The organism is Peribacillus sp. NPDC076916 (genome assembly GCF_050269675.1).
Lineage (GTDB): Bacteria > Bacillota > Bacilli > Bacillales > DSM-1321 > Peribacillus > Peribacillus aracenensis.
Genome location: NZ_JBNNIU010000001.1, coordinates 568362 through 587873, shown reverse-complemented (window position 1 = coordinate 587873; position 19512 = coordinate 568362). Strand labels below are relative to the sequence as shown.

Genomic DNA, 19512 nt, shown 5'->3' with positions numbered 1-19512 from the left:
GGGACGGGGAGAACCCGTCCCTTACTCTTTACCGTAATAAAGATTCATTCCCCTTTTGCGATGATTGTTTCTTATTGTGATAGGTTACAGCTGCAGTGCCTAATATCTTGGCTGCAATGAGCATCGCTTTTTCATCGATGTCAAACAAAGGATGATGATGCGGATATGTATGTTCATTTTTGGGCTTGGCCCCCGTAAAGAAGAATGTACCCTTCACATTTTGTAAATAATAAGAAAAATCTTCACCTGTCATATCCGGGTCAATTTCCTCTGTAATCAAAACTTCCTTGACGGATTCAGTGCTTTCGATGAGGAATTTAGTTTCCTCAACATGTGGAATAACAGCTGGATAACCCTGAAAGTATTGATATTCATAAGTGCAGTCGGCAGCTAGGCAGGTTCCTTTAACAACCCGCTCCATTTCTTCGCTTATGAATGAACGGACATCCTCCTTGAAAGTGCGGACGGTCCCGATTATTCTAGCCTTATCCGCAATGACGTTAAAGGCATTATCCGCTACAAAGGAACCGACGGTAATGACTGCAGAATCTATTGGGTTAAGGCGGCGGCTTACGATTTGCTGTAGGGCCATGACTAGCTGGGAGCCGACTACGATTGCATCACGGGTTTTATGCGGCTGGGCTCCATGTCCGCCCTGCCCTTGAATGGTGATTTCAAAACGGTCGGCAGCGGCCATAATGGGTCCATAAGCGTATTGGACTGTTCCGGTAGGGATCGTGGCCCATAAATGGGTGCCGAAAATTACATCCACTCCATCAAGGCAGCCAGCCTCAATCATCGGTTTGGCACCTCCTGGAGCATATTCTTCAGCATGCTGATGGATAAATATATATTCACCTTCGAGCTCATCCTTCAGATCATTCAGATTTTTTGCAAGGACAAGGAGTGCCGCTGTATGGCCATCGTGTCCACACGCATGCATTACCCCGGGTACGGAAGATTTATAGGGAACTTCTTTTTCATCCTGAATGGGCAGGGCGTCGAAATCAGCGCGCAAAGCTACGGTTTTACCAGGCTTATTGCCTGTAATCTTGGCAATAACACCATTACCGCCTACATTCGTCCGGTGTTCGATTCCAATTTTTTTATAATATCCAGCGATGAAGGAAGCCGTTTGGGTTTCTTGAAAAGAAAGCTCGGGATGTTGGTGGAGATAACGTCTGATGGAAACCATTTCTTCATATGAACCATCTAGAAGATTGTGTAATCGCTGTATCATTTTTCGCCTCCTAATGATTGGATTAATTGTAAATAGTATATCATATTCTGAAAGATCCAAAGTGAATTAAATACCTTGAGGAGATATATATCATGATTAAATATTCCTGGATTGTTATGGTTTTGATTTGCTTGCTACTGTTCTTTTTTTTGATGCAAGAAGTCCAGAGTGGGAAGCCTTTAACGTTCGATACATATTTTACGAAACTTATTTCCGTAAGTGAGAATACATTTTCGTTCACTTTCTTCAAGTCCATTATCTATCTTGGGAAATCCAAGTTCATTGGTTTTGGAAGCTTATTATGTGTTCTATATTTATGGATAATAAAGAAGGATTATTGGACCATGGCCATCTTCTCGATCGGTATGGCCGGGGGTGATGTATTAAATGAGTGGATAAAAAATCATATTAAAAGAGTGCGCCCAGAAAATCATTTAATGGAGATCGCTGGCTTCAGTTTTCCAAGTGGCCACGCAATGGTGGGCCTTATTTTCTTCAGTATGGTTGCTTATTTAATCATGAAAGAAATTAAAGGGAACTCTTTGAAATGGGCAGTGGGAATCGGTTTCGTTAGTCTGATTCTGTTAATCGGGGTCAGCAGGATCGCTATGAAAGTCCATTTTCCAACTGATATCCTGGCAGGCTTTGCATTAGGAGCGGCATATATTTTAACCTTGTTTAAATTGTATAAATATCTCGGGCCTAAAGTACTTTGAAAGAGGGATTCAGATAAAATAATTGTAAATACACGTTGCATTTCCCCGGAAATAAAGAAGGAATTTGTCGGAAGGTCATTGGTTCATATGATTTTTGGGCCGTCCCAAATAACGCTCTGTATTACTATGAATTCAAAGAGGCCCATCCATGAGGATGGGCCTCTTATTGAGCAAGAATGGATTATTCTTCTGAATTCTTCACTAAAGTATACTGCGTTACATAAGGTTCACCTGAAAACATCTTCTGGCTGGAATTCGTAACGGGAGCTTTGGAGTCGCTGATATGCGCCTTCTGAAAGGAACTGGATTTCTTCCAGTGCAGGAAATCGGTTTGTTTCTCCCAAATCGTTAAGATTACATAAGTTTCAGAGTTGGTTGGCCGCAGTACACGAAGGGCGACGAAACCTGGTTCATTTTCAATGAATCCTGCCCTGTTTTTAAAACGATGTTCGAATACCGGTCTTCCTTCTTCACTGACCGGTATATTGTTCATGACCACATACCCATGATCCTGAAGATTCCCTTTCCCATCAACTACTTCATATTTGCGTGGAGAGCTGAAGATCGTTTTACCTTCTGTTTCATGTAAAAGTACTGTAGTGTCAGGGTTTTGCATAAGTAATATATTTTCATTCGGATGCTTATCTTTTTTGCTTTTCAAAAAATTGAAACTGCCTGATGTAATGAATACATTCATAAATTCCCCTCCAATATCTATATAGTACCTGTATACCCATTTTACCCAATCAATAGTGCTTTTACCATTTTCAATCTAACCAATAGCCTTTGATACCGGTAAGATACTTATAAAAAAGTCGATTTTCTGACAAATAAATAGGTTGGCTATACTTCTATTATAGAAAAGGCTATAGTTTAAGGAGATTCGATTTGAAATTCAACATCCTTCTGATATTCTATGTAGGTAATGAATAAAAAATAGAAACGTGATTGCTTGAAAGGTGGATATTAATGTCTAAGGAAATTACGAATGATACATTTTTAAAAGCTGCAAGAGGAGAGAAAACGGATCATGTGCCTGTTTGGTATATGCGTCAGGCTGGCCGTTCACAGCCGGAATACCGTAAGTTGAAAGAGAAGTACTCCCTTTTTGAGATTACTCATCAGCCGGAATTATGCGCTTATGTGACTAGATTGCCAGTTGAACAATATGACGTAGACGCTGCGATTTTATATAAAGATATAATGACACCGCTACCAGCCATTGGTGTGGATGTTGAGATTAAGTCTGGAATCGGTCCAGTCATAGCCAATCCGGTCCAATCGGTGACAGATGTTGAAAAATTAGGTGAATTGAACCCAGAGAAAGATATCCCATATGTGTTGGACACGATTAAATTATTGACCACGGAGCAATTGTCCGTTCCTTTGATCGGTTTCTCCGGGGCACCGTTCACCATTGCTTCCTACATGATTGAAGGCGGCCCATCCAAAAACTACAATAAAACGAAAGCTTTCATGTATTCCGAGCCAAAGGCCTGGTTTGCATTAATGGATAAGCTAGCGGATATGATCATTGTATATGTCAAGTCACAAATTAAAGCCGGCGTTAGTGCCATCCAAATCTTTGATTCATGGGTAGGTGCTTTGAACGTTGAAGATTACCGCGTGTTCATCAAGCCGATCATGACTCGTATCTTTTCTTCATTGCGTGAAGAAAATGTACCGCTAATCATGTTCGGGGTCGGCGCAAGTCATTTGGCACTTGAGTGGAATGATCTTCCGATTGATGTAGTCGGGCTCGATTGGAGACTGCCAATTACAGAGGCAAGACAAATGGGAATACAGAAAACGGTACAAGGTAATCTTGATCCTGCCCTTCTTTTATCATCATGGGATGTTATAGAAGAAAGGACGAAAAGGATCCTGGATCAGGGCATGGAACAGGACGGCTACATCTTTAATCTGGGACATGGGGTTTTCCCTTCCGTAAATCCTGAAACACTGAAGAGGCTGACTGCTTTCATTCATGAATATTCATCAAAAATGAAGTAAGGTGAGCGAACCATTTGCTAAAATTCCTTAGTTGGATGCACAATAAAAGAACGAAATCTTTTAATGAGGTGTAATTTCATGTCAAGAAAAAAAATGGGCCTTTTAGTCATGGCTTATGGTACTCCATATACTGAATTGGATATTGAAAGATATTATACACATATTCGTCATGGGAGACGGCCAAGCGATGAATTGATTGCCGACCTAAAAGGCAGATATGAAGCGATTGGTGGATTATCCCCGCTTGCAAAAATAACGGAAGGACAAGCTGAAGCCCTTGAAAAGAAATTGAATTCTGTTCAGGAAGAAGTTGAATTCAAGGCTTATCTTGGACTGAAACATATTGAACCTTTTGTTGAAGACGCAGTGAAACAAATGCATGAAGATGGAATCAAAGAAGCGGTAAGTATAGTATTGGCCCCGCATTTTTCAACATTCAGCGTGAAGTCTTATAATGGACGTGCCCAGGATGAAGCCGCTAAATTGGGGGACCTGGCCATCACTTCCGTTGAAAGCTGGTATGATGAGCCGAAATTCATTCAATATTGGGTAGACCAAGTAAAAGAAGTAATCGGGAAAATGACCTCGGAAGAACGCGATAACTTCGCTTTGATTGTGTCGGCACATAGCCTCCCTGAAAAAATCCTGCAATCAGGAGATCCGTATCCAAATCAATTGAAAGAAACGGCAGACATGATTGCTGAAGGCGCAGGTGTTACCAATTATGCAGTAGGCTGGCAAAGCGCTGGACAAACACCTGAACCATGGTTGGGACCCGATGTACAGGATTTAACCAGAGATCTTCATCAAACAAAAGGCTATAAAGCTTTCATTTATATTCCTGTTGGCTTTGTTGCCGAGCACCTTGAAGTTCTTTATGATAACGATTATGAATGTAAGGTTGTGACGGAAGAGATTGGTGCAGGTTACTATAGGCCGGATATGCCCAATGTTAAACCTGAATTCATCGATGCTTTGGCCACGATCATTTTAAATAAATTACAGGAAAAATGATCAATCCATAGAGGAAATTGGTTTAACCATGCTTACAATGTGCACTACATATTTTCATATGAAATTGATAGGTGCCATACACCTGGAAAAACGACGCTTTTTTACGTTACCTGAGTGATTTAAATAAATACCCTTTGAAAGAGTGGCTGTCCATTAATGAGGATGGCCATTTTTTCTCTAAAAAATATTGAAAAGACTGAATACTTTTGATATGATATCGTTGAACATAATGACTATTTTGTCCGTTTGGTCAGGATCGAGGTGGGAAATGTCTGTTGATCGTAAAAAATTAATTTTAGAAGCCGCGACCAAGTCGTTTTCTCTTTTTGGATATAAGGCAACGACGATGGATCAAGTCGCTAAAATTGCCAATGTGGGAAAAGGGACCATTTATACCTTTTATAAAAATAAAGAAGAGCTGTTTAAAGAAATCGTTCAGCGGATGATAGAGGAAATGAAATATGAAGCGGAACAATCTTTGGATGACCAACTCTCCTTTTTTGAAAATCTGCATCGGGCCGTATATCGAATTCTGGAGTTCAGGCAGGAACATCAATTATCTTTAAAACTTCTTCAGGAAGAGCGGGATATTGGTACGCCGGCCGTTCAGGAAATGGTTAATGAAATGGAAGAAGCCATTGTATCCTACATTAAGGAAAAACTAAAAATAGCGATTGATAAGGGCTATATACAGCCTTGCGATCCAGAGATAACAGCTTTCCTGATGCTAAAGATGTACCTTGCCCTGATTTTTGATTGGGAAAGGAACCATGCCCCATTAGAGAAAGAGGAAATTGCTGAACTATTTAAAATATACTTGTTCAAAGGATTATCCGTAAATTGATAATTCTATTTTTTTGCTGAAAGGAAATGAATCCCAATAAAAAGAAGAGATACCGCTCATCGGTATCTCTTCTTTTTATTGGGGATGTTTTTCAGCTGCGAAACTGAAGGTTATATAAATTCATCCTGCTATTTGGGAAGCGGATGGTGGAACACAAGAATACTACTCTCCAGAAAGGCAATGATCACAGTGGTTTCCATAACATTCGTGCTGTTCTTCGATTTTTTTTCCGCATTCCATGCATTGTTTCGGAGGCAGGTTTTTAAAGAACTCAACGCTACTTTGAATCATGAACATCATCTCCTGAATTATTTTATTATTCGCTTTTCTATGGTTTTATTGTATTATAACAGAATCTATATGTCAATGAATGTTTTATAACATAAGTAAAAAAGGTGAAATAAGGGCAAGAATAGTTTATATTAATGGGGAAGTCATTGAGAGAAAAAAAGGAGTGCCTAAGCATGAAAATCACCGTAATTGGCTGCTGGGGCGGTTATCCAGCTAAAAATGAGGCAAGTTCCGGCTATTTGCTTGAATATGAAGATTTTCGCATTCTGCTTGATTGTGGCAGCGGTGTTCTATCACAGCTGCAAAACCATATGAAGCCGGAGGATCTAGGTGCTGTTGTATTATCCCACTATCATCCGGATCATGTAGCGGATATTGGTGTCCTGCAGCACGCTGCGTTCATACAGCAGATATTGGGCAGCGAAAAAAGGACGATTCCCATTTATGGTCATGATTTGGACGAAGTCGAGTTTGGTAAGTTAACTTATAAAGACGTGACAAAGGGGATAGCCTACACTGCTGATCAGCCCTTAACCATTGGACCGTGTAAATTTACGTTCATGAAAACAAATCATCCAGTCCCTTGTTTTGCAATGAGGATTGAAGCTGAAAATCATTCGATAGTTTACACAGGGGATAGTTCATATATGGATGAGCTGGCGGATTTCGCTAAAGATGCAAACGTTTTACTATGTGAAAGTAATTTTTACAGTGATATGGATGGTTCAAAGGCGGGGCATATGACGGCAAGAGAAGCGGGCATGCTAGCAGAAAAGGCTGACGTCCAGCTATTGCTGTTAACTCATCTCCCTCATTATGGGGATCTTGATCAACTGAAAAAAGAAGCATCCAAGGTATTCAAAAGGGAAATAGCTGTAGCTAAAACCAATCTCGAATTCCAACTATAAATGAAACATCAGTGATATGAAGTCTACAAGGAGGAACAACTGTGCTTTTTATTGATAATAAGGGAATTACCGATCCAAGAATTAACCTCGCCATCGAAGAATATGCGCTTAAACATTTAAATATAGATGAAACCTATCTTCTATTTTACATTAATCGTCCTTCAATCATCATAGGAAGAAATCAAAATACGATTGAGGAAATCAATGCCGATTATGTAGATGGAAATGGGATTACAGTTGTTCGCCGCCTTTCCGGGGGTGGAGCGGTTTATCATGACCTGGGGAATCTCAATTTCAGTTTCATCACGAGAGATGATGGGGATAGTTTCCATAATTTCAAAAAATTCACCCAGCCAGTAGTGGAAACGCTTGAGAAACTTGGAATACATGCTGAATTGAGCGGTCGTAACGATATCCTGGCTGAAGGAAAGAAAATCTCGGGAAATGCGATGTTTTCAACGAAGGGCAGAATGTTCAGTCATGGGACATTGCTGTTTCAATCAGAAATGGATCACATTGTATCCGCTTTAAAAGTGAAAAAAGATAAAATCGAGTCCAAAGGGATAAAATCAATAAGAAGCCGTGTCGGTAATATCGCTGATTTCTTAAAAGAACCGATGTCTGTTGAAGAGTTCCGTTCATTCCTCCTGCAAAATATTTTCAAAGATGGCGGAAAGGTTACAGAGTACGTTTTAACGGAGACGGATTGGGAGAAAATTCACAAAATCTCTGAAGAAAGGTATCAAAATTGGGAATGGAATTACGGAAAATCGCCTAAATTCAACATGCAAAACTCACATAGATTCCCTGTGGGGTCTGTTGATATCCGCCTTGAAGTGAACAGGGGAATCATTGAAAATTGTAAAATCTATGGCGATTTCTTCGGGGTCGGAGAGGTTGCGGATATTGAACAAAAGCTTACTGGAACACGTTATGAAAAGGAAGCGATCAGCAGGGTACTAGATGAGACCGATGTTCGTCATTATTTTGGCAATGTAACGAAAGAAGAAATATTGGCACTAATATATTAAGCCACAAAAGCCGTCCCGACTTAATAGGACGGCTTTTGTGCCTAATAATGACAGTAATTGCTTGAATATGGATAAAATTGTTGCTGTAATAGCTTTCTTTTAATATAATAAAAATGTATTTAGTTCACCATAAAAATGAATGACTATTCATTCATGCTATTTGCAGGGGAGGGAGAAATTTGAATTTATCTGAACAGCTTCATCAAATGGCTATAAAAAAGGCGAATAAGCCAGCATATTACTTTATGGATCAATCCACTTCATATGGGGAATTGGATAAAGCCGTTACGAAGTTCGCAGACGAATTACATAGGCTTGGTGTTTCAAAAGGTGATAACATTGCGCTGTTATTGGGCAACTCTCCACATTTCATCATTTCGTTGTATGGGGCTATGCGAGTAGGGGCAACAGTCATTCCCGTCAATCCAATTTACACACCTGACGAGATTGTTTATATCCTGAATAATGGCGATGTAAAGGTTGTTGTGGCATTAGATAAGCTTTTACCCTTACTAGAGAAAGTGAACCCGATCCTCTCAAGCGTAGAACAATATGTTATTTGTGAAACGCAGCAGGATAATGGGGATATTAGCGAATTTAATATCTATCCCAAAATGAAATCGTTTACAAAAATGATCGAATCGGGGGATGACGGTTTTAAAGGGCCAGAACTGGATCCTGAAGATACGGCAATCATACTCTATACTTCCGGAACAACGGGGAAACCAAAGGGGGCCATGCTCACACATACCAATATATTTTCCAATGCGCATGATATTGGTGAATATTTAAAAATCTCGGAAAGCGACCGCGTCATTACGACATTGCCAATGTTCCATGTTTTCAGTTTAACGGTAGTTGTGAATGCCCCATTGATAAGCGGAGGTACGCTTTTAATTGTTCCGCAATTCAGTCCAAAGGAAATATTCAGGCAAATCAAAAAATACGATGCGACCGTTTTTGCTGGAGTGCCTACGATGTATAACTTTCTTTTCCAATACCCGGATGCAAAAGAAGATGCTTTGAAGTCGTTGCGGATATGCATTTCGGGCGGATCCGCCATGCCAGTGTCCCTTCTTGAATCATTCGAGCAAAAATTTAATGTCAGGGTATCAGAAGGATATGGCTTATCAGAAGCTTCCCCTGTTACCTGCTTCAATCCTTTGGATCGTCCAAGGAAGTCGGGATCCATCGGAACCTCCATCCTTAGGGTGGAAAACAAAGTGGTCAATGAGCTTGGAGAACAAGTGCAGATCAATGAGGTAGGAGAATTGGTTGTCAGAGGTCCGAATGTAATGAAGGGTTATTATAAAATGCCTGAAGAATCAGCTGCTGTCTTGAAAAATGGCTGGTTATATACAGGCGATTTAGCCAGGATGGATGATGAAGGCTATTTTTTCATTGTAGATCGTAAAAAGGAGCTTATCATCGTCGGTGGCTATAATGTCTATCCACGTGAAGTAGAGGAGGTTCTGTATGCCCATCCTGAAGTAGTTGAGGCAGCAGCCATAGGCGTTCCCGATCCCAATCAAGGGGAAGTGGTTAAATGCTTTGTCGTAAAGAAAAACAATGCATTGACGGAGGAAGAACTGCTTGCTTATTGCATGGAACACTTGGCCAAATATAAGGTACCGGCAAAAATCGAGTTTTTGGATGAACTTCCTAAAAATGCGACTGGTAAAATATTACGCCGATCCTTGAAAAACCATGTACTGCAAAACTGAATATTCATTGACCATCAGGGATCATTGCCTATAACCGGCATGGTCCTTATTTTGTACAACCAAAGTGTAGCAGGCTGCATAAAATATATTGGAGAATCTTAAAACCTTGATTCTTGTTTCGAAAAGAGTTATGATTGTCATTAAAAATTTCCACATAATTGTAAGGAGGGGTTAGATGAGAGATGTAAAGCTTTTGGATATTTTTACGCATCCCATTGCTCAAAAATACTTGAACCGTTCAGGCCTGGCACATGCAATTGCAGTAGCATACCATGCGTTTCACTTGGCAAACGAATATAATGTCGACCCTGATATTGCTGCTAAAGCTGGACTTTTGCATGATATGGGGCATTTCACCTGGTATCGCAATGGTAAATGGGATTATGATTTGTATAAACAAAATGATATTCACCCCATCAAAGGAGCAGAACGAGCACATAAACTGTTAATCCGCTTGGGAGAAAACCCGATAAAGGCAAAGACCATTTCCCTCGCCATTTTATTTCACACCGATTCGTTCTTACCTTCAAATGATATTATTCGTACACCGCTTCAGCAAGTCGTCAAATGGGCCGACGAAAAAGATGAAGAAGAAGGTGGAAAACACCATTATCGCAAAATTGATTTTCCCCGGGCAAAGGAGAGCATCATGAAACTTGATACGCTCATAGATGAGGAACAAAGAAAAAGGCTATCATCCTGAAGGTAAACGGGTGATAGCCTTTTTACTGTCAGGAGGTACACTTTTTAAGCATATTACAGTTTAAATTTGTTATCAGGTGAATTAATGATGTAAAGTATAGACCAATAGAACTATTCGCGGCGGCAATTTTAAAAAGTTATCGGATTAATAACAAATAATGAAAGTTATAGGTGATGTTATGAAGTCGATTAAGCTATTGATATATGGTGGTCAGGGAGGAATTGAAGAATTCATCGAAAAAGAAGAAGACATTAAGGCCATAGGGGTGACTGGAAATGAAATGGACCTTCTTGATTTTAATCACACATCATCAGTCATGCCAGATGTCATTCTTATTGATGCCCGGTCATCAGGGAAGTATGGACAGGAAGTCATGCCAATCTTAAAGGTAAAATATCCATCCACTCCTTTCATCATTTTTACTGCCTATTCAGAAGGTCATTATCTTATCGAAGCGATATGCCATGGTGCAGCGGGTTATGTGTTACAGGATGGCGGAATGAAACAGGTGCTGTCGGCAATCCGTCAATGTACCAGCGGTCAGATAGTTTATCCTGCCTCATTTAAATCAATTTTAATGAAGAAGCTGCAGCAGGATGCTGAAAGATCACCAGTAACTTTGGATAAGGCAATCGAAAAATTGGGGGCCTTTTCTAAACGCGAGTATGAACTGCTTATCCTGCTGACCCAAGGTGAAACAAATCAGCAAATCTCAAAAAAACTTTTTCTATCCGTCGGCACGGTAAAAAACTATATAAGCCGCATTTACAGAAAACTGAATGTTAATAATCGACCGGAGCTTATGGCACTTTTGCATAGTCTTCAAAAAAACGGGATAAGGGATGACTACTCATGCCCGCCGTTCCATTAGTCGGCTTCGTGACGAATTCACATTCCAAAAAATTTGAGGAAACGAACTACATCAAATCAATTAGGTGGCGGCAAAGGGATTAATTCGCCGTTGCCTTAAACCTCCCGGCCCTCCGGTTTTTAAAAAATATCTCTGCATATTCATTATTTCACCTCCTCGTATGTCCATACTATCCCGGAAGTGCATTTTTGCCTGAAGGAGTATTCAGTTAATTCATAAGGTTGATAATGAGATTGAAAGGAATAAATAATATAGAAGGGAAATGGGGTTCTAACCTGTCCATTTTGGATTAAACTATTAAGAGGGAGATTCGTTTAAGGAGGGGCAACATGGTTAGAAAATGGGCTGGAAGAGCGATTCTGTTATATATCCTTTATGCAGCGGCAATGTATTGGTATATTTTTTATGGAGCTGATACCTCGATTCCCGAAGCTTTGCGTGGAACTGCAGCAGATCCTGCAACATTCCTTAATGCAAGGGAACTAAAGCTTAGCGAAGAGTATTCAGGACTGCGGAATTTTATTTTTTTCGTATCCACGCCATATGAATGGCTGCTGTATTTCTTCATTTTATTATTCGGTTTTTCAAAAGCATTTGAAAAGTCTTCAATGGCAGTCTCGAGGTGGAAAGCGGTCAGAACGGGCATCTACTTATTCTGGCTTTCCGTTATTTCTTACCTGGCACTGTTTCCGATCAGTTTCATTGGATACCGGATGAGCAGGAGTTACCATATAAGTACACAAAGTTTCACCTCGTGGATGAAGGATGGAGTCATCGAATTCTGGGTGAATTTCGGGATGATGTTCATCATCGTGTCCGTTTTGTATTGGTTAATGAAGAAAAGTGTGAAGAAGTGGTGGCTCTATGCTTGGATGTTGTCCATTCCATTTACCTTGTTCCTGATGTTTGTACAGCCTGTATTGATTGATCCGCTATATAATGAATTCTATCCGCTTAAAAATAAAGAGCTGGAAACGGAGATATTGGCACTTGCCTCACAGGCTGAAATTCCTGCTGAACACGTGTATGAAGTAAATATGGCGGAAAAGACAAATGCCTTGAATGCATACGTGACCGGAATAGGTTCCAACTCAAGAATAGTCCTTTGGGATACGACCCTGATTAAACTGAAGGAAGATGAAATCCTTTTTATCATGGCACATGAAATGGCTCATTATGTGGAAAAGCATATTTATATAGGGATTGCAGGTTATTTAGGACTGACTTTAATCGGTTTGTGGCTGACATCGAAAATCATGAATTTTATCATTAGACGCTGGGGCCACCTGTTAAGGGTTCGTTCTATTGACAGCATTTCTTCTCTTCCTTTATTTCTTTTAATAACGTCTGTGCTGCTCTTTGCTTCGAGTCCGCTGTCCAATTATGTTTCAAGATATCAAGAAACAAGGGCTGATCGTTATGCAATAGAAATGACCGGGGATAAAGAATCAGCAATCACGACGTTTCAGGAACTCACGAGGTCGGGTTTAAGTCAAGTCAACCCACCATTCCTGGTTAAATGGCTGCGGTATTCCCATCCAACCATGCTCGAGCGGATTTCAACGGTTGAAAATACAGATACAAAAGGTGATTGAAAGCCAGCTGAAAACCAGCTGGCTTTTTTCTTCTATATCGGAATAAATTAAGTTTGTATGTTGTTTTCAGAAAAAACTATTATTTTTTAAAATCTAAGGTTCTCTACTATAATAAATTAAATTCCCAGTTCGTTTTAAGGAGATCGGATATGTATAATGTACTTTTGATCACTATGGGCTCAGTCCTTGTTGCAGTAGCCTATAACTTATTTTTGATACCTCATTTAATTTTAAGCAGCGGACTTAGTGGACTTGCGATTATGTTCGGAATCATCACCCCGGTCAACACAGGGATATTGAATTTTCTGTTGAACTTGCCATTGCTGATTCTTGGATACTTGAAATTAGGGAGACGTTTTATCACTTATACGATATTATCAGTTGTCGTGATATCCGTCAGTTTATACCTCATTCCGGTTCACGGAATATCCACTGATCCGATTTTGTCTTCTTTATTTGGCGGAATCATATCGGGATTTGGTATAGGCATCATCTTTCGCGCTTCAGGTTCTTCAGGCGGTTTTGATATCATTGCCATGCTATTGGCAAAGAAGAGCGACTTTCCACTTGGTACATTGCTTTCGGTGATGAACGCAGTTGTGGTGGTTATCTCAGGCTTCATCTTTGGTTGGGATGCCGCATTATATACGCTGATTTCCATTTATGCAGCAGGAAAGGTGATCGATACGATCCATTCCAATCACATTAAATTAACTTTGATGATCGTTACCAAAAAGAGTGACGAAATGAAAACCAAGCTCCTGACCAACCTTTATCGTGGGATTACAGTCATGGATGGTGAAGGTGCATATTCAGGAGAAAAGAGTAAAGTAATGATGACAGTCATAACACGTTATCAGTTAACCGATGTAAAAACGATGATAAAAGAAGTGGATCCGAATGCTTTTGTCAATATAACCGAAACAGCCGAGGTCATGGGGATGTTTCATAAAGAGTGATGATAATTAAATTAGAAAAGCCTCCCGATATGGGAGGCTTTTTTGATCATTAGGCTTTTTTTATTCATGCATTTTAATTGCCAAACTGTTTTAGTAAAACGTTCATTTCAGAACTTAGTTTTAAGAATAAAGGTTTGTTTTTCGTATCCAAGGCTTCATCGATCTTTTTTGCAAGGATATTCTTTTTGGTAGTAAGGACGGCTTCCTGAATAATCATATCAATTAACATTTCCTGAACCACGGCATCGTTTTTCATTTCGCTCATTGATAAGGACTTTACTGACTCTGAATAAGATTTTTCATTTTTCAAAGTTACCACCCCTGACCCTTTTTATTATTATATGGATTTGAGTGGATAAAATCAACTGAAAATTTTAAAAATTTAAACATTAATAGAGAATGTGTCGTTTAGATGACGAAAAAGCCACTATATAAAAGAATTCTTAATTTTTTGTGAACTTCCTTTTTATGTTTAAAGGTTGTGCTATTATAGTGAGGAATTTAACATACATTTACTATCCCCCTTCACTCTTCTTGGACAATGGGGAATGGAAGGGTACAAGCAATCAAGGGTATAAGCTTCGAAAAAGTAAAAGCGGTGTTTAGCAATGAGGAAGAGGTGGATTAAAATGAAGGAAAATAATCAGGGAATTATTGAGGAATTTGAAATTACGCCACATACACTAATGGTTTCACCAATCAATTACGGCAGTAAAATATATTCCCGTATCATTGAAATGGAGGACGAGTTCATCTCCCCGTTTAAACCCATGGAAATAATAAAGAAAAGCTGTGAGTTCTTCGGTTCAAGTTATGAAGGACGCAAGAAAGGCACGAAACAGCTCATAAACATCACACATAAAGCACCGATCGCGATTGATCCGACCAGTTCGATTTTCTTCTTTCCGACTACATCTCCGTTGCGTCCTCAATGCATCTGGCTATCACATGAGCATGTGGCAACCTATGATCGCCTGGATTCCAAACATACAACCATCACATTCAGGAATAGACAAACCATCGATATAGCAGTATCATGCAGCTCTTTCGAAAACCAGCTGCACCGGACATCTTTTTTAAAAACGAAATTGATCCAGAGAATTGAGGAGACAAAGAGGAAATCCTTCTATCTGTTTTCCGATCCAAATGGGGCAAAGCCTTCAGAGGTTATGTCAAAGTATGTACCGCGTTAGAGGGGGGGGTTCATGCAAACGGGATTCATTCAAAATTAAAGCAAGCCCTTCTTATTAAAGAAGGGCCCCTGAATTAATCCTCAAATAATTCATCCATTAAATCGTCAATCTCTTTTCTTAACTGCTTAGTGCCTTCTTTGGAAATGGTGATCGTATTACCATCGATAATCAGCATATCTCCTACTTTTGCTCCTTTGGGAAGAGCGCTTTTAGGAAAATCCTTCATGTCGCCGCCATCGATTTCAACGACAGCGATCTTTCCCTCGAAGCGATCGATAATTCCTTGTATCATTTATTTCACCGTCTTTACAGTAATTTTCTGACCTGTAGAAGTAAAAATAATGTTACCTGATTTATCTGTGCGATAAGTTTTGGCTTTCACTGAATTCAACCGTTTTACAACAGTAGAAGTAGGGTGCCCATATCCATTTTTCCCTACACTGATTACAGCGTATTTCGGTTTTGATTTGTTAATGAAAGCTGAACTTGTTGATGTTTTTGCACCATGATGGCCGACTTTGAGTACATCCACACTTGGTACCAGTTTTTTAGCCAGCATATCTGACTCTGCTTTTACTTCAGCATCACCTGTAAACAAGAACGTTTTTTTGCCGTGTTTAAGTAAAAGGACTGCACTCCAATTATTTAAGTCAGACTTAGCATATTCTTTAACAGGTGCAATGAATTTAAGGGAATTATCCTTAGCTTTAGTGTTGATTTCCACGCCAGTCTGCGCCTTTTTTATTGTAAGCTTCTGCTGCTTAACAGCTGTTAAAAAGTCTTTGTATGCTTGGGTAGTATGAGAAACTTTAGGGGCATACACAGATTTAACATTAAGCGATTTAATCACATAAGCCAGACCGCCCACATGATCCGCATCTGGGTGAGTGGATACTACTGCATTAAGTGTTTTTACCTTTTGTTTTTTTAGGTAGGCTACAACTTCGTCGCCCTTTCCTTTACCGCCGCCATCGATTAAAACGTTTTCGTTACCTGTTTGAATAAGGATTGAATCCCCTTGTCCTACGTTGATGAAATGTACCTTCACATTTGAGGCTGCCTCGGTTGTTTTAAGTCCAGTGAATAAAGACAAAACAAGAACAGCGACCAGTAGAATATTTATTTTCTTCATTTTTTCCCCTCCAAATAATAATTTACCATGTTTAACCGGAAAAATGGGGATTTGGGCATAATTTTCTTGGTGATAAAAAAAGGGAGATGGGCGTCTGGATCATGGTTAGGTGAAATGGAACTAGGTATTTATATCTAAGTGATAAAGCTATTAATTCACAGGTGAAAATCATTGGAAAATCTATTACTCCCAGAATTTTATAAGAAGAATGTTGAAAGTAATATAGAAAGTTAGGATTACCAACAAAAAATTTTATTACAGAGAATGTTGCTGAGTTTGTCTACTGTTTTTTAAGGTTTGTACAATTTAAATGTTGATTTCCCCTCCAGGCACTCGCTTTCCACGGGCGGTCCGGGAGCCTCCTCTGCGTTTTTTGCGTTTGCGGGGTTTCCCTGGGACACGCTTTTCCCGCAGGAGTCTCGTACCTTTCGTTCCAATCAACTTTGTTTTAAAATTTAGATACAAACCCTTTTGGATACAAATTAAACCATGCAAATAAAACATTGCATGGTTTTTATGAGAAATAAGGGATTGGGGAAATTTTTTTACGATTAAACAATGGGGGTATAAGTTTGTGGATGATTATTTCTTAATACAAAATATAATAGACATCCACGATGCAACAACAATTTTGTTCAATATTTCACAAACTATTCGCGAAAGGTTCTTATTTTTTTCTGAAAGTTCTTTTTTGATTTATACGTTTTATATCAAGAGATCGTTACTAGTAGATATAGGTATGGATATGCAATTAACAATCTTTTGCAAAAAACGTTATACGGACTCTAAAATGATAGTGTTGGCGAATGGTTATAATAGGCGTATAGGTGATTAAAATGACTAATTATGAACAGACGAGCCCGACCGGCCTATTATTCGTTAAGGAATGTGACCTTAGAAATCGTTCAGTGCAAATCGTGAGTGATGTGATACACGGCGGGTAATGAAATTGGTTACTTTAGCATTGATTTTGTCCAAGCACCTCTTTCAATATAACTGTTTTCCTAACTTTCTCATCAATATGGGGAATGCTCTTGGTTTGATGAGGGTGGAAATACCACTCCTACCTTTGCCAAGGAACATGTAAATAACTTTGATTTAAAGGTTCTCAAAACTAAAATGTTAAGGATATATGCACTTTGATTACATAGGTTATGCCTTGATAGAAAAATGATATTTCAAGGCGCTAATGTTTGAACTAGCCAATTATATTTTGATTATGGAATATTCATACAGGTGAATGTTACTTACAACGAAGGGCATCTGTATCCTTCACGAAATGCTCCAAACACCCATATTTCACAAACATATAGTGGCGATGCCTGTAACTTGCTAATTCCTTGAACGGTGTTTTTTTTCGAAAAAGTAAGAACATAACAACTCTTCGGTTTTGTTGCGCAGGCGGGGATTGAAATAATTATGATGTTCCTCGTATCCTTTATATAAAAAACAATACATCGTGAAGGATTCATCGCGTTTGATTTCACTAACCTTAATATTCTCCTTGCGCAAATATCGCCTTACCTCGGCAAGTTCGTCTTGAACCACTTTTAAAATATGTTCGACTAGCTCCGAATAGGGCCTTTTTAATTTAAATGGACTAATTTCGATGACCTTGAGATCCCGGTTTAAGACTGTTATAACCATAGGGAGGTAGATGGCTCTTTCAATCATATTACGGTCATCTTCTGGAATGCGGGTCATCATGACCGCTCCTTTCTAATAGCACGGCTTTTAATATTAGTATGTATACCATGCAGAAAAAAGAACATTTGTTCTGTTTTTTTATCCTAATGTATTTTCAGTGTATATGCAAGTGGTTTTGATAAATCTAGAAATATTCGTTAACAAGATTATGTTTTCCGGAGTTAGGGAAAGTATGAAGGTATATGGGTAATAATTCTTGCAATTTCAGGGGAAAGTGATATATCTAAAATAAACAGTTTTTAATAAGTTTATGCTGCTTTGATAGCAGCATGTCGAGGGAGATAATTATGGATTTGGTTACTATACGCGAGTGGTTTACACTTGATCATATATCTGCACTTATTCAGCAATATCGCTCATTCGGTCCAATTCCTGGGATCTTACTGCCGATGCTGGAAGCTTTTTTGCCCTTTTTGCCTTTAGTGGTGTTCGTGCTAGCTAACGCAACGGCTTTTGGTCTCTGGTGGGGGTTTTTATTTTCTTGGATTGGGGCGGTAGCGGGCTCTTATTTGATCTTTTGGATTATTAGAAGATATGGTCAAATGAGATTTTTCCGATTTTTGCAAAAGCATAAACAGGTGCAGAGGTTGATGGTTTGGGTGGAAAGCCATGGATTCGGTCCTTTGTTCATATTGCTCTGCTTCCCTTTTACACCTTCAGCCATCGTTAATATCGTGGCAGGACTTTCAAAAGTCAGTCCCTTGCAATATGGACTTGCAGTAGTGGGAGGGAAAGCGGTGATGATCTTTACGATCAGCTTCGTAGGTTACGATCTAGTATCCTTAATTCATAAACCTGTGCGTACGATCATTATCGGGATCGTCATCTTTATCCTATGGTATGTGGGGAAAAGACTTGAAGTCCGATTAAATAAAAGCATGAAGAGGGAAGAAGGACAATAAATTAGTATATAAATGCAGTAGGGGTTGAACTAGATGGAAAAAACAAACAAGAATTCTTTATCCGATTGGATAAAACCAGCGATGATAGCTTTTGTTATTTACATCTTGATCCGTACATTTCTCTTTTCAAGCTATGATGTTGAAGGGAAGTCGATGCAGCCGACCCTAGAAGATGGAAATAAACTTGTCGTGAATAAAATCAATTACCATATTCATGATATCAACCGTTTTGACATTATTGTTTTTCATGCGAACTCACAAGAAGATTATGTTAAGCGAGTTATAGGGATTGCAGGTGACCAAATTCGTTATAAAGATGATTGGCTATACGTAAATGGTGAGAAAGTGGATGAGCCTTATCTTCAGAAATTCAAGGAAGGTTTCCCGGGACAGGATTTTACGGGTGATTTTACATTAAAAGAATTGACGGATGTTACCAAAGTTCCCGAGGGCAAGCTTTTTGTCATGGGTGATAATCGTCTTGAAAGTGCTGACAGCCGTCACTTTGGTTATATACCGGTTGAAAATGTTGTCGGTAAAGTGGATGTTCGATATTGGCCGGTGAAAGAATTCAATTATAAATTTACAGGTGAATGATCGTGGAAGCCCAAAAATTATGTGGGCTTTTTCTTTTGGGGAAAAACGCGAACGTACGATTGGTGTTTTTTC

Annotated in this window: 21 protein-coding genes; 14 read left to right on the top strand and 7 right to left on the bottom strand. The window is 39.3% G+C overall.

Going from position 1 to position 19512, the window contains the following annotated elements; translation table 11 throughout:
• Positions 1 to 28: 28 nt before the first annotated feature.
• Positions 29 to 1240, bottom strand: coding sequence for a M20 family metallopeptidase (locus tag ACQKFG_RS02945; protein WP_349729018.1), 1212 nt, complete (start codon positions 1238 to 1240; stop codon positions 29 to 31).
• A 92-nt stretch (positions 1241 to 1332) separates the two neighbouring features.
• Here ACQKFG_RS02945 and ACQKFG_RS02940 point away from each other — a divergent pair, with 92 nt between their 5' ends.
• Entirely contained in the window at positions 1333 to 1956 is a 624-nt protein-coding gene (locus tag ACQKFG_RS02940; RefSeq protein WP_427556076.1) for a phosphatase PAP2 family protein, read from the top strand.
• Between the two features lie 181 nt (positions 1957 to 2137).
• Here the strand turns inward: ACQKFG_RS02940 and ACQKFG_RS02935 are convergent, their stop codons facing one another.
• On the bottom strand, positions 2138 to 2653 hold the full coding sequence (locus ACQKFG_RS02935) for an antibiotic biosynthesis monooxygenase family protein (RefSeq protein WP_427556073.1): 516 nt from the start codon (positions 2651 to 2653) through the stop codon (positions 2138 to 2140).
• Positions 2654 to 2925: 272 nt separating this feature from the next.
• Here ACQKFG_RS02935 and hemE point away from each other — a divergent pair, with 272 nt between their 5' ends.
• The 3 genes from hemE (at position 2926) to ACQKFG_RS02920 (ending at position 5827) form a co-directional block, all read left to right on the top strand.
• Positions 2926 to 3969 carry a uroporphyrinogen decarboxylase gene (hemE, locus tag ACQKFG_RS02930; protein ID WP_192203647.1) on the top strand — a complete coding sequence of 348 codons (1044 nt, stop codon included), beginning with the start codon at positions 2926 to 2928 and terminating at the stop codon, positions 3967 to 3969.
• Positions 3970 to 4047: 78 nt separating this feature from the next.
• Positions 4048 to 4983 (top strand): ferrochelatase, encoded by a 936-nt coding sequence (hemH, locus tag ACQKFG_RS02925; protein WP_192203648.1) that lies wholly within the window; start codon positions 4048 to 4050, stop codon positions 4981 to 4983.
• A 268-nt stretch (positions 4984 to 5251) separates the two neighbouring features.
• Complete coding sequence (locus ACQKFG_RS02920) at positions 5252 to 5827, top strand: TetR/AcrR family transcriptional regulator (protein WP_260284571.1); 576 nt, start codon at positions 5252 to 5254, stop codon at positions 5825 to 5827.
• A 162-nt stretch (positions 5828 to 5989) separates the two neighbouring features.
• Here the strand turns inward: ACQKFG_RS02920 and yhfH are convergent, their stop codons facing one another.
• Complete coding sequence (gene yhfH / locus ACQKFG_RS02915; protein ID WP_076367255.1) at positions 5990 to 6118, bottom strand: protein YhfH; 129 nt, start codon at positions 6116 to 6118, stop codon at positions 5990 to 5992.
• A gap of 173 nt (positions 6119 to 6291) precedes the next feature.
• Here yhfH and ACQKFG_RS02910 point away from each other — a divergent pair, with 173 nt between their 5' ends.
• From ACQKFG_RS02910 to ACQKFG_RS02880, 7 genes are all read left to right on the top strand, one after another.
• The gene (locus ACQKFG_RS02910; protein ID WP_192203650.1) at positions 6292 to 7026 is read left to right on the top strand and encodes an MBL fold metallo-hydrolase; all 735 of its coding nucleotides are present in this window, start codon (positions 6292 to 6294) and stop codon (positions 7024 to 7026) included.
• A gap of 41 nt (positions 7027 to 7067) precedes the next feature.
• Positions 7068 to 8057, top strand: coding sequence for a lipoate--protein ligase (locus ACQKFG_RS02905; RefSeq protein ID WP_342615249.1), 990 nt, complete (start codon positions 7068 to 7070; stop codon positions 8055 to 8057).
• Positions 8058 to 8236: 179 nt separating this feature from the next.
• Positions 8237 to 9781: a fatty acid--CoA ligase family protein gene (locus ACQKFG_RS02900; RefSeq protein WP_427556066.1), complete on the top strand. Its 1545-nt coding sequence runs from the start codon at positions 8237 to 8239 to the stop codon at positions 9779 to 9781.
• A gap of 175 nt (positions 9782 to 9956) precedes the next feature.
• Complete coding sequence (locus ACQKFG_RS02895) at positions 9957 to 10484, top strand: HD domain-containing protein (RefSeq protein ID WP_034314654.1); 528 nt, start codon at positions 9957 to 9959, stop codon at positions 10482 to 10484.
• Positions 10485 to 10662: 178 nt separating this feature from the next.
• The gene (locus ACQKFG_RS02890) at positions 10663 to 11355 is read left to right on the top strand and encodes a LuxR C-terminal-related transcriptional regulator (protein ID WP_427556063.1); all 693 of its coding nucleotides are present in this window, start codon (positions 10663 to 10665) and stop codon (positions 11353 to 11355) included.
• Between the two features lie 329 nt (positions 11356 to 11684).
• Positions 11685 to 12950, top strand: coding sequence for a M48 family metallopeptidase (locus ACQKFG_RS02885; protein WP_427556060.1), 1266 nt, complete (start codon positions 11685 to 11687; stop codon positions 12948 to 12950).
• A gap of 149 nt (positions 12951 to 13099) precedes the next feature.
• A complete protein-coding gene (locus ACQKFG_RS02880; RefSeq protein ID WP_098371346.1) occupies positions 13100 to 13909 on the top strand; it encodes a YitT family protein in 810 nt (269 codons plus the stop codon).
• 73 nt (positions 13910 to 13982) lie between these two features.
• Here ACQKFG_RS02880 and ACQKFG_RS02875 read toward each other — a convergent pair whose 3' ends face one another.
• The gene (locus tag ACQKFG_RS02875) at positions 13983 to 14219 is read right to left on the bottom strand and encodes an IDEAL domain-containing protein (RefSeq protein WP_192203655.1); all 237 of its coding nucleotides are present in this window, start codon (positions 14217 to 14219) and stop codon (positions 13983 to 13985) included.
• Positions 14220 to 14538: 319 nt separating this feature from the next.
• Here ACQKFG_RS02875 and ACQKFG_RS02870 point away from each other — a divergent pair, with 319 nt between their 5' ends.
• A complete protein-coding gene (locus ACQKFG_RS02870) occupies positions 14539 to 15102 on the top strand; it encodes a competence protein ComK (RefSeq protein ID WP_192203656.1) in 564 nt (187 codons plus the stop codon).
• A 73-nt stretch (positions 15103 to 15175) separates the two neighbouring features.
• On the opposite strand, the gene ACQKFG_RS02865 is transcribed toward ACQKFG_RS02870, so the two are convergent.
• From ACQKFG_RS02865 to ACQKFG_RS02855, 3 genes are all read right to left on the bottom strand, one after another.
• On the bottom strand, positions 15176 to 15394 hold the full coding sequence (locus ACQKFG_RS02865; RefSeq protein ID WP_192203657.1) for a DUF3006 domain-containing protein: 219 nt from the start codon (positions 15392 to 15394) through the stop codon (positions 15176 to 15178).
• On the bottom strand, positions 15395 to 16234 hold the full coding sequence (locus tag ACQKFG_RS02860) for a ComEC/Rec2 family competence protein (protein WP_427556055.1): 840 nt from the start codon (positions 16232 to 16234) through the stop codon (positions 15395 to 15397).
• 1332 nt (positions 16235 to 17566) lie between these two features.
• Complete coding sequence (locus tag ACQKFG_RS02855; RefSeq protein WP_427556052.1) at positions 17567 to 17938, bottom strand: hypothetical protein; 372 nt, start codon at positions 17936 to 17938, stop codon at positions 17567 to 17569.
• Between the two features lie 290 nt (positions 17939 to 18228).
• On the opposite strand from ACQKFG_RS02855, the gene ACQKFG_RS02850 reads away from it, so the two are divergent.
• Positions 18229 to 18843, top strand: coding sequence for a TVP38/TMEM64 family protein (locus tag ACQKFG_RS02850; protein WP_192203660.1), 615 nt, complete (start codon positions 18229 to 18231; stop codon positions 18841 to 18843).
• Positions 18844 to 18876: 33 nt separating this feature from the next.
• Positions 18877 to 19440, top strand: coding sequence for a signal peptidase I (lepB, locus tag ACQKFG_RS02845; RefSeq protein ID WP_427556049.1), 564 nt, complete (start codon positions 18877 to 18879; stop codon positions 19438 to 19440).
• Positions 19441 to 19512: the final 72 nt, after the last annotated feature.

Bases quoted from the DNA above. Each gene is read 5' to 3' on its own strand.
- ACQKFG_RS02945 (WP_349729018.1), bottom strand. From the start codon at position 1,240: ATGATACAGCGATTACACAATCTTCTAGATGGTTCATATGAAGAAATG.
- ACQKFG_RS02940 (WP_427556076.1), top strand. From the start codon at position 1,333: ATGATTAAATATTCCTGGATTGTTATGGTTTTGATTTGCTTGCTACTG.
- ACQKFG_RS02935 (WP_427556073.1), bottom strand. From the start codon at position 2,653: ATGAATGTATTCATTACATCAGGCAGTTTCAATTTTTTGAAAAGCAAA.
- hemE (WP_192203647.1), top strand. From the start codon at position 2,926: ATGTCTAAGGAAATTACGAATGATACATTTTTAAAAGCTGCAAGAGGA.
- hemH (WP_192203648.1), top strand. From the start codon at position 4,048: ATGTCAAGAAAAAAAATGGGCCTTTTAGTCATGGCTTATGGTACTCCA.
- ACQKFG_RS02920 (WP_260284571.1), top strand. From the start codon at position 5,252: ATGTCTGTTGATCGTAAAAAATTAATTTTAGAAGCCGCGACCAAGTCG.
- yhfH (WP_076367255.1), bottom strand. From the start codon at position 6,118: ATGATTCAAAGTAGCGTTGAGTTCTTTAAAAACCTGCCTCCGAAACAA.
- ACQKFG_RS02910 (WP_192203650.1), top strand. From the start codon at position 6,292: ATGAAAATCACCGTAATTGGCTGCTGGGGCGGTTATCCAGCTAAAAAT.
- ACQKFG_RS02895 (WP_034314654.1), top strand. From the start codon at position 9,957: ATGAGAGATGTAAAGCTTTTGGATATTTTTACGCATCCCATTGCTCAA.
- ACQKFG_RS02890 (WP_427556063.1), top strand. From the start codon at position 10,663: ATGAAGTCGATTAAGCTATTGATATATGGTGGTCAGGGAGGAATTGAA.
- ACQKFG_RS02885 (WP_427556060.1), top strand. From the start codon at position 11,685: ATGGTTAGAAAATGGGCTGGAAGAGCGATTCTGTTATATATCCTTTAT.
- ACQKFG_RS02880 (WP_098371346.1), top strand. From the start codon at position 13,100: ATGTATAATGTACTTTTGATCACTATGGGCTCAGTCCTTGTTGCAGTA.
- ACQKFG_RS02870 (WP_192203656.1), top strand. From the start codon at position 14,539: ATGAAGGAAAATAATCAGGGAATTATTGAGGAATTTGAAATTACGCCA.
- ACQKFG_RS02865 (WP_192203657.1), bottom strand. From the start codon at position 15,394: ATGATACAAGGAATTATCGATCGCTTCGAGGGAAAGATCGCTGTCGTT.
- ACQKFG_RS02860 (WP_427556055.1), bottom strand. From the start codon at position 16,234: ATGAAGAAAATAAATATTCTACTGGTCGCTGTTCTTGTTTTGTCTTTA.
- ACQKFG_RS02855 (WP_427556052.1), bottom strand. From the start codon at position 17,938: ATGACCCGCATTCCAGAAGATGACCGTAATATGATTGAAAGAGCCATC.
- ACQKFG_RS02850 (WP_192203660.1), top strand. From the start codon at position 18,229: ATGGATTTGGTTACTATACGCGAGTGGTTTACACTTGATCATATATCT.
- lepB (WP_427556049.1), top strand. From the start codon at position 18,877: ATGGAAAAAACAAACAAGAATTCTTTATCCGATTGGATAAAACCAGCG.